Genomic DNA, 17519 nt, shown 5'->3' on the forward strand with positions numbered 1-17519 from the left:
GATTTTTAAATAAATTTAAATTAAGCGTTTTGGATTGCTTCAACACCAGGAAGAACTTTTCCTTCCATGTATTCTAATGAAGCTCCCCCACCTGTTGAAATGTGAGTAAATTTATCTGCATATCCTAATTGAATTGCTGCAGCAGCACTATCTCCTCCACCAATTAAAGTAAAGGCATCACTCAAGTTAGCGATTGCTTCACAAACACCAACTGTTCCTTTTTTGAAGTTTTCAAATTCAAAAACTCCCATTGGTCCATTTCAAGCAACTGTTTTTGCTCCTTTTAATGTTTCTTGGAATAATTCAATTGATTTTGGTCCAATATCTAATCCCATAACATCATCTGGTAAATCAACACCTGAAATTGTTCCTTCAACATCTTTAAATTCAGCACAGTTAGCAGAATCAATTGGTAAAATGATTTTTCCATTTGATTTTTCTAAGTATTCTTTTGCAAGAGCCACTTTATCTTCTTCACATAATGATTTTCCAATATTGTGTCCTTGTGCTTTGAAGAAAGTATATGCCATACCTCCTCCAATAATAATTTTGTCAGCTTTTGTTAATAAGTTATCAATAACTCCAATTTTGTCAGAAACTTTTGCTCCTCCAATAATTGCTACAAATGGATGTTCTGGTGAATCAATCCCTTTTGATAACATTTCTAATTCTTTTTGAACTAAGAAACCAACACAACTTTCTGAAATGTTTGATGCAATTCCAACGTTTGAAGCATGAGCACGGTGTGCAGTTCCAAATGCGTCATTTACAAATACATCTCCTAAGCTTGCTCAGTATTTTCCTAAGTCAGCATTATTTTTTGATTCAAATTTAACAACTTCACCATTTTGAACATCTTCAAATCTAGTGTTTTCAAATAATAAAATTTGACCTGCTTCTAAAGATTTAATTGCATTTTCTAACTCTTCTCCTCTTGTTTGAGCAACAAAAGTAACTGGTTTACCAGCAATTTCTTCTAATCTTTTTGCAACTGGTGCTAAAGATTTTTTTGCTTTATCTGCTTCTTCTTTAATTCTGCTTAAGTGTGAAAATAATACAATTTTTGCACCATTTTCTAATAAATAATTAATTGTTGGCATAGCAGCTTTAATACGGTTGTCATCACTAATAACTCCATCTTTAATTGGTACGTTAAAATCAACTCTAACTAAAACTGTTTTGTCAGCAACTTGAACGTCTTTTAATGTTTTTTTCATTGTTTGTGTCTCCTTATACTTTAATATTTTAAAACATTTTTACTATTTTTGTTGTTATTTTACTTATTTATTACAAAATCTAGATATTCAAAAAAACCATTTGGATTATTTGCATAAAATTTTAGTATATCTTGATCAGTAATCAAAATATTTTTATTAGGTTTATATAAATATCTTCATGGAGTCTGTTTATGACAAATATCTACAATATTTCATGAATCTAAACTCATCATAAAACTTACAATCTTTTCAACAATAATTGATTCTTTGTATGTATCATATTTTAAATCAATATTTTCTTGAAATAATAGTGGAATATTATTAGCTTTGAAAATTGTTTGTTGTTTTCAAAGATCATAAATAACAGGTCCTCACTTTCAAGTTTCAAAATCAATTTTTGTGATCGGCTTTTTATAAATCAAAAAATACGCATATATAATATAAATTATTTTTTGAATTTGGATTTGAGTAACTTTCTTTTTGACTTTTAAATTAACTTTTGCCATTTTGTTAATTACAAAATCAATGTACTCTTCGATTGAATAAAAAAACATATTTTCCCTCCAATATAGTTATCGTCAGAAAAATATGTAATTTGTCATTTATTTTAAAATTATAAACCTAACATGTAGTTAATTGTACGGATAAATTGTGAAGTAAATGAGTTTTCGTTATCATATCATGAGAACACTTTAACCATTTGTTTTCCTTCAACTTCCATAACTCTTGTTAATGTTGCATCAAAAATTGACCCATATGTTGATGAAATTACATCTTGTGAAACAATTTGTTGTGTGTTATATTCTAATGCTTTTCCTAAGTCAGCATCAGCTTTAACAGCTTTTTCAATTGCTCCATTGATTTCTTCAACTGTTACATTTTTTGATAATTCAACTGTTAAGTCTACGATTGATCCAGTAATTGTTGGAACACGTAATGCTAAACCATCTAATTTACCGTTTAAACTTGGTAACACTTTTCCAACTGCTGCTGCTGCACCAGTTTTTGAAGGCACGATGTTTCATGCAGCTGCACGTCCACGACGTACGTCAACATGTGGTAAGTCTAATAAAGTTTGGTCGTTTGTTACAGCATGAATTGTATTCATTAATCCTTTAACAATTCCAAAGTTTTCGTCTAAAATTTTAGCAACTGGTGCTAAACAGTTTGTAGTACATGATGCTGCAGAAACAATTACGTCATCTGCTGATAATGTTTTGTGGTTAACTCCAAATACGATTGTTTTTAAGTCACCTGTTGCTGGAGCTGAAATAATTGTTTTTTTAGCTCCTGCATTAATATGAGCTTGCGCTTTATCTTTGTCAGCATAGAAACCTGTACATTCAACAACAAGATCAATTCCCATTTCACCTCAAGGTAAATTGTTTGCATCTCTTTCTGCTAAAATTTTAATTTCTTTACCATCAACAACGATAGCTCCATCTTTAGCTTTGATTTTTCCTCCCATGAATCTTCCATGTGCTGAATCAAATTCTAATAAGTATGCTAATGTATTAGCATTTGTTAAATCGTTAATTGCAACGATTTCTACATCTTTTGATAAGAATAATTGTCTAAAAGCAAGACGACCAATTCTACCAAATCCGTTAATTGCGATTTTTTTCATTTTTACCGTTTCCTTTCACATTTTTATTTTATACCTAATAAAGACTTTTTAAATTATGTAATTCAATGTTTTTTTCTACTTTTTTTCTAAAAAAAGATATTAATTGGAAAATTTTCCAATTAATATCTTTTGTTGTCGCCTTCTAATTTAAGTGCAATTGCTAAGCCTTTTATTCTTTCAGTAAAACGTATTGTCTTATTTTTATCAAAATTACGTTCAGCTTGTTTTGTTAATTTCTTATTTAAATAATACTCTTCTAATTCAGCAATTGAGAAATTTGAAGTAAAAAATGTTATTTTTTTATTTTCTAATCTTGTGTTTAATACTCCAAATAATAATTCATCTCGACTTCAATCACTTACAATTTCTGCACCAATATCATCTAAGATTAATACATCAATATTTGTACATAAATCTAAAAATTTATTATAATCATTTTCAAATGTTTTATTAAATGTTTCTTTTACAGTTTGAATTAATTTATTAACTGTAACAACAACAACTTTTTTATCATTTTTAGCAAAAGTATTTGCAACTGTCTTCATTAAATATGTTTTTCCAATTCCAGGAGCTCCATATAAATAAATACCTTTTCATTTTGAAGGATCTAATTGCATTTTTTTAACATGGTTTAAAAATTCAGGAAATCCCACACTTAACTTTGGATTTTCTTTTTTATAATCATCAATTGTATTTGTATATTCCTTAACATCATACTGTGCAAAAACAATATTTTTTTGAATTTTATAATCTTGATGTTCAAATTTTCAATGATTACAATTTTCACTCTTAATATAAAACTCATTATTAACAAATGAAAGTTTTTGTTGTACGCCTTTAATAATTTGATGACACTCACTCATTGGTTCATTTTCTTTGCAAATTATAATTTGCTCAATAACTCGAGTTAATAGTAAATTATTTTTTTCTAAAATTTCATCACTAATATTGTATTTTTGAATAAAAGGTTTAATAATTTGATTGTTTTTTATCTCATTTAAGGTTTTTTGCATTAGTTATCACCTCATAAAGACTCATCTAATTTAGCATCAGCTTTTGTTTCAACTTCGTAAGTTTTTTTCTTAACTGTTTTTGATCAAGAATCATCATTAATAAAGTCAAATGAATTTACTGTATTTTTTGGTTTTTTAGATTTTTGATTTGCAGCTTTTAAATATTCCATTGCTTCTTTAGCTGTTTTAATTGATTTATCTTGAAATGTTTTGGCAATTTTATATAAATAATTGGCCACAATTTTTTCATCATTTTTAAAATATGAAAAATCCATTAAACAGTTAATAACTCCATGACGTAATTTATATTCAGAAGATAATTTTTTAATTAACAAAATCATATCATCATTTAGTTTATTTATTCTTAACAATCCTTGTAAATAATCAACTGGTTCAATTGTTTCAAGCTCTTTTAATTTAATATTTGTTTGTTCAATCATATTTTGTTTTGGATCAAATACATCAACTGTTGTTTGAAATGCTTCATCACCAAAGTAAACCTCACTAATATAGTTATAAAATTTATTTTTACTAATTTTATAAGTTTGACCATCATATGCAGCTTTTAAAGCTTTCAAAATCTCATCTTGAGATACACTATATGCACAATAAACATTTTGTAATTCTTCTTTTAAAGAATCAATATTATTTGTAATAATAATTTGTTCTCTTTCAAGTTGAACCATTAAATTTTCAAAGTTAAATCCTTTTAATAATGGTGAAGATCTTTTTGGTTTTGGTTTTAACCCCTTAGTAAATTTAATCTCTGAATTTTCACTTAACTCTGCAAATACTTCAAAGAATTTTGAACTAGTGTTGTTATAACCACTGGTTTGTGAAAAATCACCTTCATCACGGAAAATAAATCTAGCAATTTCATAGTTTTTTTCATCAATCTTTTTCATCAAAGCATTATTAAATAATTCATTTTCAAAAAATGCTTTTGGTTCCAAAGGTGCATATATATTATAAATAACTGAGTTTTTTTCTTGATTATAAAGTGTTTCAATAAGTCCCATTGCTTCTAATCTTTTAATTCATTTTGACATTTTATCATGTTTTAAATCACATAAAGTTAATATCCTTTCTTCTTTAAATTCAGCTGTTTTTAAATCTTTTAAAATTTCTGCTTCATGAATTAACAATTTATATAGGTTAACGCTTCTCATTCCAATAATTGGTTGATAAAGATAAGCAAGGATCTTATCATCAAATGAACTTATACTGTTTTTTATTATTACTTTATAAACAAAATTTTTCATCAAAAATAGTTCTCCTTGTTAAATGGTATGTGTTATTAATAATATTGCAAATTATAAAAATTAAAATAGATTTGAAAATTTTTAATAAATCTATTTTAATTTGTTAATTATTTTTATTAAAAAACACCAATAAATTGGTGTCATTTTTGATTTATCCACATATTAATTTCTTTCTTGGCACTTAAAACACAGATAAGTTCCACGACCATTTACCTTAATTTTGATAATGACATTATTACAAGCATAGCATTTTTGGTTTTTTCTAGTATGTACTTGCAACTCATTTTGAAATTTACCATCAATTCCTTGTTCAGGTTGATAAGTATCAATTGTTGAACCTCCTAAACTTATGGCTCAGTTTAAAATTTTAATTGATGAGTCTAAAATCCTTTGATAATCATTAATATTTAAGTCTTTTGCAAGTGTTAAAGGATGAATTTTAGCATCATACAAAATTTCATCAGCGTAAATATTGCCAATTCCTGAAATCTTAGTTTGATCTAACAAAACTGTTTTAATATGCTTACTTGATTTAGCCATTTTGTCATATAAATATTGAGCTGTCACAATTGGATTAAATGGTTCTGGTCCCACTTTTGAAATTGGCAATTGCTCTTTATAATCTTTTGCTTTTTGATAATGAAAAGTTCCAAATCTTCTTGTATCGTGATATGCCAAGATTTTATTATCACTTAAAATAAATTCAGCTAAAATGTGTTTTTTATCATAAATATCTTTAGAATCATAAACAAATCATTTTCCTTCCATGCGTAAATGGCTAATTAAAACCATATCGCCAAGTTCAAAAATAATGTGTTTTGCAATTCTTGAGATGTGCTCAATTTTGCGATTTTTAATTGATTTTTTAAATTCTTCAATTGTTCCTTCACCTTTAAAAAGCTTTAAATAATACATTTTAACTTCTAAAATTGTATAACCAACCACTCTTTTTCTAAGCGAATTGACAACCGTTTCAACTTCTGGTAATTCAGGCATTTTATATCATTTCTTTCTATTTTAATTCATATCAGTTTTTAGCACATGACACATTTACATCTAATTTCACTTTTGAAATACGATTCTTATTTGATATTGTCAATAATTGATTATAAGCATTATTCATAATATCAACAATTGTTTGTTTATATGTTTCAACTTTGTCTTCTTGAACCAATAAAATAATTTCATCGTGAATTTGAGCCACTATTTTAATCTCACTATTATTTAGCAAGATTTTTTTATAAATTTCAACCATAGCAACTTTTAAAATATCTGCAGCAGTTCCCTGAATTGGTGCATTAATAGCTGCTCTTTTACCAAATTCTTGGACCATTTTATTGCTATTTTGTAATTCATAAATATATCTTCGTCTATTGGCCATTGTTTCAACATAGCCTTGTTTTTTACAAAATTCTAAGATATCTGCCTTGTAATTAATAATTTTTGGAAATGTTTTGTTGTAAGCTTCAATGTAATCTGTGGCTTCTTTATGACTAATTTTTAAGTCTTTTGCAAGTCCAAACTTGGTTAGACCATATAAAATTCCAAAGTTAAAAACTTTTGCCACTCTACGTTGCTCTGCACCAACTGGTTTTGAAGCATCTAAATTAAAGATATTTCTTGCAGCAAGCTCGTGAATATCGATGTTATTTTCATAGGCATCAATTAATACTTCTTCATTGGCAATATCTGCTAGAACTCTCAATTCAATTTGTGAATAGTCAATACTCATAAATGAATATCCTTTTGGAGTAATAAAGATTTTTCTAACCTCTTTTTGTAATTCATCTCTAACAGATATATTTTGTAAATTAGGTTCAACTGAACTTAATCGTCCAGTATTTGTTAAAGTTTGATGATAAATAGTGTGCACTTTATTATCACTGTAAATGTATTTTTCAAATCCACTTAAATAAGTACTATATAATTTTGAATATTTTCTAAATAATAAGATTTTTTCAATGATTGGGTGATCATTAATCAATTCATCTAAAACTTCTTTATCTGTACTTCCTTTTTTTCAATTGCGTAAATTTAAATTATCAAATAAAAGCTCTTTTAATTGTTTTGGACTTGCTAAGTTAATCGCTTCAAATCCTGCTTCTTTGATTATATCTTGAGCTTCGCTTTCAACTTTTTCTAATGCTGTTAAAACATTAGCAGTTTGAATTTTTAATTCATCGCGATCAATCAAAACCCCTTCTTGTTCTGCTTTTAATAATACAAAACTTAAAGGTAATTCAATTTGTTGATATAGTTCATATTGATTAGTCTCTTTTAACTGAGTAATAATATCTTCATAAATCTGTGAAATTATCATGGCTTTTGAAATTACATATTCAACTTTAATTTTTTGATCAATATTTTTACTTCGTTTAACCCCTTTACCAAAAATTTCTTCACTGGTTGCAATTAGTAATTCGGAATTCACTAAATTTAAATGTGATTCAAAATTTGATTTAACATTTGAATTTAAAACATAACATGCAATCATCATATCAAATACAAAATTATCATAATTTAGTTTATATCCTAAATCTTCTAAAACATAAATAGTTTTTTTAACATCATATGTATAAAATTTTGAGTTTAATAAGAATTTTGCCAATGCTTCATCCACATTTGATTCTTGTCAATTAAAAATATTGACCTCTTCTGCATTATTAAATGTGTAAAAGAAGTTTCCTTTCGAATTGACAATTGCAAATCCTACAATATCATAATTGTGATAATTATCATTTAAAATCTCTAAATTAATAAAATTAATTTCAGCACTAAAATTTGACTCTCATTTATCAATAATTTGATATTGAATTTGGCTTTTAACGTCAACTTCACTTTGAGCTACATCATTACAATATTTTCGAATCATTGAATTCATTTCATATTTTGTAAAGAAATCTTTTAAAGAGTCAAAATTTACTTGAGTTTCTCTAAACTCAAAGTTATCAATTTCAACTCCAGTATAAATTGTGGCAATTTCTTTTGATAAAAAAGCATCTTCTTTACCATCAATTAATTTTTGTTGTTTGGCACCTTTAATTTTGTCAACATTTAAATATAAATTATCCAGGTCCCCAAATTCTTGCAATAATTCTTTTGCACTTTTTTCACCAATTCCAGCAACACCTTTGATATTATCTGAGCTATCTCCTCTTAGACCTTTATAATCAATTACTTGTTCAGGGCTAATTCCTCATTTTTCAAATAATTTTTGTTTATCATAAACTAAAATATCGCTTGTTCCAGTTTGAGGTGAAAGTACAAAAGTATTTTGTGAAATTAATTGATACATATCTTGATCACTTGTTAAAATGTCCACTTGATAATCAAGATTATCTTTTAACATATAAGAAATAGTTCCAATAATATCATCAGCTTCATATCCTTCATATTCATATCAGTCAATATTTGCTTGAGTTAAAAATTCTCTTACAATTGGAAATTGTTTAATTAATTCAGGAGGAGTTTTTTTTCGACCATCCTTATAGCTTTCTAATTTATCATGTCTAAAAGTTTTTTTGCCTTTATCAAAAGCAACTTTAATATCAAAATAATTATTTTTATTCATAATGTTAAAAAGCATATTGATAAATGAAAAAACAGCATTTGTGGGAGTTCCATCACGAGTAGTTAAAGTTGCTCTTCCAAAGGAACTATAAAATGCTCTAAATATTAAAGCATTTCCATCTACTAATAAAATTTTTTTTGTCATAAATTTTTACCGCCATTCAATAAAATGATAACAAAAAAAGTATCGGTGATACTTTTTATATTATTTAATATTTTTCTTAAATTCTATTAAGATTGCCGATATTTTGTTATTAAACAATTGGGTTTTAATTTTTAAAATTAAATATTTTCCAATAGCAATCTCATTTTTAATTTTTTCATAAGTTGAAGCAAAAATAGTCATTACCATACTTGCGCTTTCATCACTGATATCAACAAAACACATTTGTCCCCCATTTTTATCAGTTTTTGTAACAATATTTTCAACCATTACTAAAACATCACTTGTCATATTATCCTTATTTAAATTTGATAAATAAATTAACTTATCATTATTAACAATTTTTTTGCGAAAAATACTTAATGGATGAGAACTGACATAAAATCCGAGATATTCTTTTTCAAAAGCTACAATTTCTTCTAAATTATCTTTTGATTGACGAATATCTAAGCTTAATTCACTTGCATGTAACGTATGTTTAATATTGGCAAGATTTAAAATGGCTTCACGGTTTTCAATTAATTCTTTTCTAGAATAGCCATAAATATCAAATGCACCTGAATAAACTAAAGCATTATACTTTTGTTCTCCTAATCCAAATTGAGACAATTGTGAAAGTAAAATTAAAATATTGTCAAAAACAGCTTTATCTGTTTTAAAGATTGTTTGAATATTTTTAATAAATTCAGGTCCAATTGTTTTAATAGTATTTAAAGGCATATTAATTGTATTATTTGTAAAATAATAGCGTTTATTTGGATTTTTTATACTTGGTCCATTAATTTTATAACCATAGTTTTTTAATTCATTTAAATATTGTGATGTCCTAACTTCATTTCTTAAAACTCCGTTTAGTAATGAACAATAAAATTCAACTTTATAATGAGTTTTTAAATAAGCCATTCAGTAACTGATAATTGAATAAGAGATAGCATGTGACTTATTAAATCCATACTCTGCAAATTTTTCAACATAATGTCATAATTCCTCTGCTTTGTTTTTTTCATACCCAGAATTAAGTGCACCATTCATAAATTCACTTTTAAACTGATTCATTAATTTTTGATCTTTTTTCCCCATAGCTCGTCTAACAATATCAGATTTACTTAAACTAAAACCAGCAACTCTTTGTAATAATTGCATTACTTGTTCTTGATAAACAATAATTCCATAAGTGTAACCTAAAATATCTTCCAAATTATTATCAATTATATAATCGGCTTGTTTTTGATTTTTTCTTTCAATATATAGAGGGATATTTTCTTGAGGGCCTGGTCTATAAAGTGATGAAGTAATTGCTATATCATCAATTGATGTAGGATTCATTTTTCTTAAAACTTCTGTCATTCCACTAGATTCAAGTTGAAAAATTCCACTAGTTTGACCAGTCTTTAATAATTCAAATGTCTCTTGATCTCTATCTAAAATATGTTCTAAAGCAAGAGTTTCATTTCTTTGCGTTTGAATTATTTTTAACACTTCTTGAATAGTTGTTAAGTTTCTTAAACCTAAGATATCAGTTTTAATTAAACCAATATCTTCTAAATAGTTCATTGAAAATTGAGTTTGAGATATTCCATTAATTCCCATTTTAGTTGGTACTACTTGATGCATTGGTATATCACAAAATACAACTCCAGCAGCGTGGGTTCCAGTTTGACGTGGCAATCCTATAATATTTTTAATAACCCCAAAAATTCTTGGATACTTTTCTTGATATTTTGTCAAAATTTTTGATTCAGAAAGTGCTTTATCTAAATCTTTAATATTTCCATCATAAATTTGCTTTGTCATTTGATTAATTTCATCATTTGGAATATCAAAAACACGTCCACAATCTCTTAAAGCATTTTTAATTCCAATTGTTTGAAAAGTTGTAATTGTTGCAAAATGATCTTTGCCATATTTTTCAAATAAATATTCCAAGACTTCTTCTCTTCGGTCATCTTGAAAATCAATATCAATATCGGGCATAGTAACTCTTTCAATATTTAAAAATCTTTCAAATAATAAACCTCATTTAATTGGATCTGGTTGTGTTATGCCTAATAAATAGGCTACCAAACTTCCAGCAGCACTACCTCTTCCTGGACCAACTAAAATATTTTTTTCTTTAGCAGCGTTTACCATATCTGCAACTATTAAAAAATAATCAGCAAATCCCATTTTCTTAATAACATCTAATTCATAATTTAAGCGCTCTAAATATTGATTTTTATCAATTTCATAATTTAACTCACTCAATTTTTCATAACATATTTTTTCCAAATAACTATCTGAAGGCATTTTTTGAGCATTTGGATAAGTTAAAAAGTGTTTTGCTTGATAATCAATTACTTGATTTTCAATTTGACTAGCTATTAAATCAATATTTTGATTATGTAAGTTCATGTCCATATATTGATTTACTTGATTTGATGTAAAATAAAAATTTTTTGAAACAGTATCAACTTCATTTAACAGTTTAGCTTCACCAATTGCTCTTAAAACTTTAAAATCAAAGTAATCATCTTCATATAAAAAATTTATTTCATTAGCAAAAACTATATTTTGATCTTTTTTTAAATATTCATAATTTACTTTTGTAACTCCATAAAATAAATTGGCTTTAAATAAAGAATTAATTTTTGATTTAAAATTATCAAAATTTTCAATTGTTGGAATAAAAATAACAATATTATTGTCATAGTTTAAGTTAAAAATTTCTTTTTCAATTTTATTAATATCATAGCGATCTAAATTAGAAATATAAGAAGAAATATAAGATACATTTTGATATCCCAAATTATTTTTAGCAAATAGCAAAATTCTTCCATAGGAAATATCAACGTTTACTCCAATTACTGGTTTTATATCATTCTCTTTTGCTAATTGTAAAAATTCAGCAACTCCATACATAGTATTATTTTCTGCATAAAAACCCAATTTAAAATCATTTCTTTTTAAGAAATTGATATAGTCTTGAGGTCTAATTGTGGAATTTAAAAAATTATAACTTGTTTGTAAATTTAATAAATTTAAATATTCCATATAAACCACCTCTTTAACAAATATATTTTACACAATTATATTAAAAAAGGTTGTTCTTGGAGGACAACCTTTAAGAAAGCATATCTTTAATAATCAACAATATAATCATCTATCGTTTGAGTGGGTTAATGAAATATCATTAACACCTTTATGATAACACTAAAAGTATAAAAAACAATATTTTTTTTATTTTTTTAAAAAATATTAGAAAATTTTCTAATTAATGTTTTCGACTTTCCATAATAGTTTCATAAGCATTATTTATCTTTGTCATTTCTGCTTGTGCTTCAATGCTTGGGTTTCTATCTGGGTGATATTTCTTTGCAAGTATGCGATATTTCTTTTTAATTTCTGTATCTGTTGCAGATTTTGTTAAACCAAAAACAGAATATGCTTCATCTACAATTGAAGTTGAATTTCTATATGATGAATAATCTTCGCTATTTCTTTCATAAGAACCTTGGCTATTTTGATTTCCCCCAAAAGTATCATCATTAAAAGTTTGATGACCTTGTTGTTGATCATAGCTATTATAGTTTCTTTTTCTTTTTCTATTAAAAATTGAATCAAATATTAAATCCATAATTATTCAAATAAACATATAGTAAAATATACGTCCAATTATTCTTAATAAATCATCCATTATCTCACCGATTTCTACTTAAATTATATAGAAATAAATACAATAATTCCTACAATAATTAACAGAACAATTACATATGCAATTATTTTAAAAATTAATGTATTAAATTTTCTTTTAGATTTTACTTTAACATCATTTTTAAGTTCTCTTTTAGATGCTAAACTTGCTTTATCAATTTCTGAAATTGTTAAAGAATCATCGCTATATTCTTCAACAACAAATTCTTGGTCATATGCTAAAGTATCTGAATTTATAACAGAGCCATTAAATACACCAAATTTGTTTTCACCCTTAATTTTTTTCTTCTTGTTTTTCAATTAACTCACCATCTCTATAAATAAATTTTTGAATGTTATTTTTCAAACAATAATCTATCATTTCATCTAACATTAAATCTTTTTCTTGTTCTTGTGCTACAAACGATTTTGGTTTTGTAACAGGTTTTTTTGGTACATACAATGAACATACATCATCAAAAGGCAAAATTGAAGTTTCAAAAGTATCAATTTTTTTAGCAATTTCAATAATTTCTTCTTTATCATAAGTTAAAACTGGTCTTAAAATTGGCAACTTTGAAGTTTCATTAATAACATTAATTGATTCAATTGTTTGAGAAGCAACTTGGCCCAAACTTTCTCCAGTAATAATTGCTTTAGCATTAATTTCTTGTGCCAAAGCATTTGCAATTCTCATAAAAATTCTTCTCATTAAAGTAATACGATATGACTCTTCTTTAATATGCATTAATTCTCTTAGAATCATTGAAAAATCGCAAACATATAAACTAAAGTTAGACATGTTAAACCTTTCAAGTTTTTTTGCTAAAGTAAATACTTTATCTAAAGCTTCAGGCGTTGTATGTGGAGGTGTCATAAAATGTAAAAAATCCACTTGCATTCCACGTTTTAAAGTTAAATAACTAGCAACTGGAGAATCAATTCCTCCACTTAGAAGTGAAATCCCTTTACCACTAACTCCAACTGGTAGCCCTTTAGCAGCATTAATTCTTGCAGTAAAAATATAGGCACCATCGCTTTTAATAACAACAGTAATTTTATTATCAGGTTTATGGACATCAACTTTTAAATGATCTGTATTTCTTAAAATATTGCCAGCAATACTTGTTTTTAAATCAACAGAACTCATTGCAAAACCTTTATCTTTTCTTTCAACTTCAACTTTAAAACTTGAAGGAGTAAAACTTTTGGCAATTTCTAAAGTTTTGGCCAAAATTCTTTTCTCATCTTTTTCAACAACATCAACTAATGATATTGAATAAATTCCAAAGATATTTTTCAAAATTTCAATTACTTCATCTAATACTGATTCATCAACTGCTAAAGTTAAACTATTATAATCTTTAATATATTCAACTTTTTCTTTATAAGGCTTTAATTTAAATTTAATATTTTGAATTAACTTAGCTATAAAAACATTTTTATTATTTCCCTTTAAAGTTAATTCTCCATATCTAACTAATATTTTTTTCATCTTATACACCTTTCATTTTTTTAGTAGCTTTTATTCGCGCTAAAATTGGAATTGAATAACCAATTAGATTTTCAAGTTTTCTTTCTTGGAATAAAGTTTCACACGTTACGATTAAATCTTCAATTTGGCCAATGACTCCTACATATCTTTCTAAATAAATAATAATTTCTTGTGAAATATAATCTAAAAAGATTAAATCAGTTAAATCTCTTAAAATATTTCATGCTTGATCTGAATATGCACCAACTTGTTTTGCCACTTGATTTGAAGTATCAACAGAAGTAATTTTACTAATTGATTCACGTGTAAATTTTCCAAGATTATTATGCAATTCTTGGATTGGAGTAATAAAACGGTCTAACTCGGCAATTGACTTATATTGATTAATTTTAACTTCACATTGATTTAGTAAAGTTTGTACAAAAATAACTTGGTTAATTAATGATTCTGTATTTGTAGCATTTTTATCAAAAATTCTTGAGACTTTATCTAAAGCATCAATATCATTGACAGCCTCTTTTAAAGAAACCAATAATTCTTCTTTTAAAGATGCAAGATCTAAATCTTGATTTGTAGAGATATTTAAATCTATTTTTGAAAAAATAGCATCTGATTTTGCTTTATGTCTAAAGTAATTTGCACGAGCAATTTCAAAAGAAGTTTTTTCTTGATTTGTAGAGTTATTAATAAAATCCATATTTTTGGCAGCTCTTTCAATTGATCTAAAAGCAGCATCAATATTATCAAAGTATGTTCTAATATCATCAATATTATTTTCAAAGTAATCTTTTAATTTATCATCATGTTCAACTGAATCTCTAAAATTATTAATTAAATCAAAGGCTTGATTTAAAATTCTTTGAGCTTTTTTGTATTGTAGTTTTCTAATTTCAGTATCAACACCTAGTCTTAATTTATCAATATTTCTTTCTAATATTGCAAATTTTTCAGCATTTCGACTAAGTTTTGTTCTATCGTTACTAAATGTAACATGTTTATTTTTAATATCAATTAATTGTTCTGGAATAAAAGTTGATATCACAGAGATAATATGGGGAATTGAATCTAATAATTCGATTAAAAAACGTAAAGCAGCATCTACTTTTGTTAATGAATTTCAACTTTCTTTATATTTTCCTTGTTCTAAATTACTAAAGAATTCAACAAAAATTTCTTCTATGTTTGAGATGATACCTTCTAGCTTAAGTTTGTCAAAATCTAAACCAAGTAATTCTAAAATAGTCACTTCTTTTTTAAGTTCTGTAAATAATTCTCTTTGATAAGTTATAAAGTCTCTTTGAATAAATTCAATTTCAATTGATGAAATAATTTGAGTTAAAATATCATGAATTGTTGAATTAATATCTGTTGCTCTTTTAAAAAGAACATTGATTTTCTTTAGATTTTTAATGGTAGGACGAGAATTTTTTTTATCTTTTAATAAAGTGGCCAATTCTTGCATTGCTCAAATTAATTGTTTTTCATATAAAATTTCAAATTTAGTTCTTCAAACACTAAATTCAGTTATTAAAGTTCCTGAATCTTCTGAGATAATTGAAACTCTTTTAATTAATTCTTTTAATGGTGATTTTTGAATTGCATCAAATAAATCAATTGTTTTTGCAAATGTTTGAATAATATGTTTATAAATATTGATAAAAATTAAAATCAAAATAGCAATAAATAAAGCAACACAAAAAACACTAAAACAAATTAGTGTCACTGGATTTGAAAACAATGTATTTAAATCTCAAGCATACAGCATCTTTATTTACCCCTATAAAACAAATTTATTATAGCACATCATTAAAATTAAAGATTTTATATACATCTAGTTTTTGAGAAATTTTCTTGTACAAATTGTCAAAAAACATATATAATTATTCTTGGTTAATCTGCAAATGAACATAATAAAATAATTAGTCTATTGTTCTTTAAATAGTAACCCTTGCAGATAAGGGCGAATTATAGACTTCCTTTATTAGGGTTCATCCGTTTTTAGATTTTCCACATAATAATATCAATTAAAATATAGGAGAATAGATTATGTCAAGATATACAGGATCTACTTTTAAGAAAGCTAGAAGATATGGTTTCTCAATTTTAGAAACAGGAAAAGAGTTTTCTAAAGGTAAAAAAAGAACAACAGCTCCAGGACAACACGGAGCTAGAAGAACTAAATTATCAGGTTATGGACAACAAATGCAAGAAAAACAAAAAGTTAAATTCATGTATGGTCTAACTGAAAGACAATTTAGAAATACTTATGCAAAAGCTAAGAAAATTTCAGGGATTACAGGTACAAACTTCTTACAAATGTTAGAATCAAGATTAGACAACATTGTTTACAGAATGGGATTAGCATTAACAAGACAAGGTGCAAGACAATTAGTTTCACACGGTCACATTTTAGTTAATGGTCAAAAATTAGACATTCCTTCATACATTGTGAAACCAGGTGAAATAATTGCTGTTAAAGATAAAATGCAAAAAAACGATAAAATCGTTGAAGCATTAGCATCAAACGCAGCAACAGTTGAATTTGTAAAATTTGATAAAGCTAAATTTGAAGGTACTTTTGTAAGATTACCAGAAAGAAAAGAATTAAACCAAGAAATCAATGAAGCGTTAATCGTTGAATGATACAACCGTTTAATTAAATAATAAACAAAAAAACTCGTATGAATAATTTCATACGAGTTTTTTTAATCTATTAAGTGACTCATTTTTCCAAAAATAAACAAAAAAATAGAAATTTTTTTAAAAAATATTCTACATTTTAAATATAATTATAAAAAGGAGAATAAAATGAAAAAAATACTAACAGTTTTAACAAGCATTAATCTGATTGGACCTGTAGTTTTGCCTATTCAAGCTTATGTCATTAATAAGATAGATTACAACATACTATTTCGAGATATAATCTCATCTAGTTTTGCCTATTCAGGTGCATGAGAAAATGCCGATAATGATCCAAATATTCCATATTGAGCTTACACAAATTTGGATACAAATTATTCAAAGGTATTTTCAAAAGTTATTAAAAATAATTCATATCAACAAAAAAATCATACATTTCTTGAATTTAACATTGATTTCACTTTGCTTGGTGGAAATTATAAGATTGCAAAAAATCAATACAATTTAAATGTACTTAATAACGTATATATAGTATTTCAAACCCAAGCTGGTCAACCAGCTCATAATAAAGTTGCTGGTTGACCAGAAACTATTGAAAGAATATCAATTTATGATATTTTAAATAATGGCAATAATTATAATAAAGAAGGCAATAATTATAATTGAGGTGAATGGGCAGCTTTAAAGCATAATTTTAGTACTTCATGAAATTCAGATAAAAGTAATTTGAAAATAGTTTGAAAAACTAAAGAATGCAGAGTTAAAGCCACAAAATGAAGTAATGGTTTATACTATAGAGTTACACTTGAAAACTATGATATTGAAATACCAAGAATTGCTTAAAAAGCAGCATTTGCTGCTTT

Annotated in this window: 14 protein-coding genes; 2 read left to right on the forward strand and 12 right to left on the reverse strand. The window is 25.9% G+C overall.

Translation table 4 applies throughout. The annotated features are described in order from the left end of the window. Positions 1 to 20: 20 nt before the first annotated feature. The 12 genes from SCULI_RS04435 to SCULI_RS04490 form a co-directional block, all read right to left on the reverse strand. The gene (locus SCULI_RS04435; protein ID WP_025363435.1) at positions 21 to 1217 is read right to left on the reverse strand and encodes a phosphoglycerate kinase; all 1197 of its coding nucleotides are present in this window, start codon (positions 1215 to 1217) and stop codon (positions 21 to 23) included. A 59-nt stretch (positions 1218 to 1276) separates the two neighbouring features. Then, positions 1277 to 1771, reverse strand: a complete 495-nt coding sequence (locus SCULI_RS04440; protein ID WP_025363436.1) for a type II toxin-antitoxin system antitoxin SocA domain-containing protein — start codon at positions 1769 to 1771, stop codon at positions 1277 to 1279. Between the two features lie 59 nt (positions 1772 to 1830). Further along, a complete protein-coding gene (gene gap, locus SCULI_RS04445; protein ID WP_025363437.1) occupies positions 1831 to 2844 on the reverse strand; it encodes a type I glyceraldehyde-3-phosphate dehydrogenase in 1014 nt (337 codons plus the stop codon). Between the two features lie 119 nt (positions 2845 to 2963). Further along, positions 2964 to 3857, reverse strand: coding sequence for a DnaA ATPase domain-containing protein (locus SCULI_RS05550; RefSeq protein ID WP_025363438.1), 894 nt, complete (start codon positions 3855 to 3857; stop codon positions 2964 to 2966). Then, positions 3857 to 5119 carry a DnaD domain protein gene (locus tag SCULI_RS04455; RefSeq protein ID WP_025363439.1) on the reverse strand — a complete coding sequence of 421 codons (1263 nt, stop codon included), beginning with the start codon at positions 5117 to 5119 and terminating at the stop codon, positions 3857 to 3859. Before SCULI_RS04455 ends, SCULI_RS05550 begins: the two co-directional genes overlap by 1 nt. 162 nt (positions 5120 to 5281) lie before the next feature. Continuing rightward, complete coding sequence (mutM, locus tag SCULI_RS04460; protein ID WP_025363440.1) at positions 5282 to 6115, reverse strand: DNA-formamidopyrimidine glycosylase; 834 nt, start codon at positions 6113 to 6115, stop codon at positions 5282 to 5284. A gap of 16 nt (positions 6116 to 6131) precedes the next feature. Continuing rightward, on the reverse strand, positions 6132 to 8834 hold the full coding sequence (polA, locus tag SCULI_RS04465; protein ID WP_025363441.1) for a DNA polymerase I: 2703 nt from the start codon (positions 8832 to 8834) through the stop codon (positions 6132 to 6134). A gap of 60 nt (positions 8835 to 8894) precedes the next feature. Continuing rightward, on the reverse strand, positions 8895 to 11882 hold the full coding sequence (gene dnaE / locus SCULI_RS04470) for a DNA polymerase III subunit alpha (protein WP_025363442.1): 2988 nt from the start codon (positions 11880 to 11882) through the stop codon (positions 8895 to 8897). Positions 11883 to 12102: 220 nt separating this feature from the next. After that, a complete protein-coding gene (locus tag SCULI_RS05810; protein ID WP_025363443.1) occupies positions 12103 to 12525 on the reverse strand; it encodes a J domain-containing protein in 423 nt (140 codons plus the stop codon). A 23-nt stretch (positions 12526 to 12548) separates the two neighbouring features. Next, a complete protein-coding gene (locus SCULI_RS04480) occupies positions 12549 to 12842 on the reverse strand; it encodes a hypothetical protein (protein ID WP_025363444.1) in 294 nt (97 codons plus the stop codon). Further along, the gene (gene thiI / locus SCULI_RS04485; protein ID WP_025363445.1) at positions 12817 to 14016 is read right to left on the reverse strand and encodes a tRNA uracil 4-sulfurtransferase ThiI; all 1200 of its coding nucleotides are present in this window, start codon (positions 14014 to 14016) and stop codon (positions 12817 to 12819) included. Before thiI ends, SCULI_RS04480 begins: the two co-directional genes overlap by 26 nt. Before the next feature lies 1 nt (position 14017). Further along, complete coding sequence (locus tag SCULI_RS04490) at positions 14018 to 15781, reverse strand: septation ring formation regulator EzrA (RefSeq protein WP_025363446.1); 1764 nt, start codon at positions 15779 to 15781, stop codon at positions 14018 to 14020. Between the two features lie 281 nt (positions 15782 to 16062). Between SCULI_RS04490 and rpsD the strand changes: the two genes are divergently transcribed. Together rpsD and SCULI_RS04500 are read left to right on the forward strand one after the other, a co-directional pair. Then, positions 16063 to 16680, forward strand: coding sequence for a 30S ribosomal protein S4 (rpsD, locus tag SCULI_RS04495; RefSeq protein ID WP_025363447.1), 618 nt, complete (start codon positions 16063 to 16065; stop codon positions 16678 to 16680). Positions 16681 to 16824: 144 nt separating this feature from the next. Beyond that, entirely contained in the window at positions 16825 to 17499 is a 675-nt protein-coding gene (locus SCULI_RS04500) for a hypothetical protein (RefSeq protein ID WP_025363448.1), read from the forward strand. Positions 17500 to 17519 lie beyond the last annotated feature (20 nt).

The sequence above is a fragment of the Spiroplasma culicicola AES-1 genome, assembly GCF_000565175.1.
GTDB lineage: Bacteria > Bacillota_I > Bacilli_A > Mycoplasmatales > Mycoplasmataceae > Spiroplasma_A > Spiroplasma_A culicicola.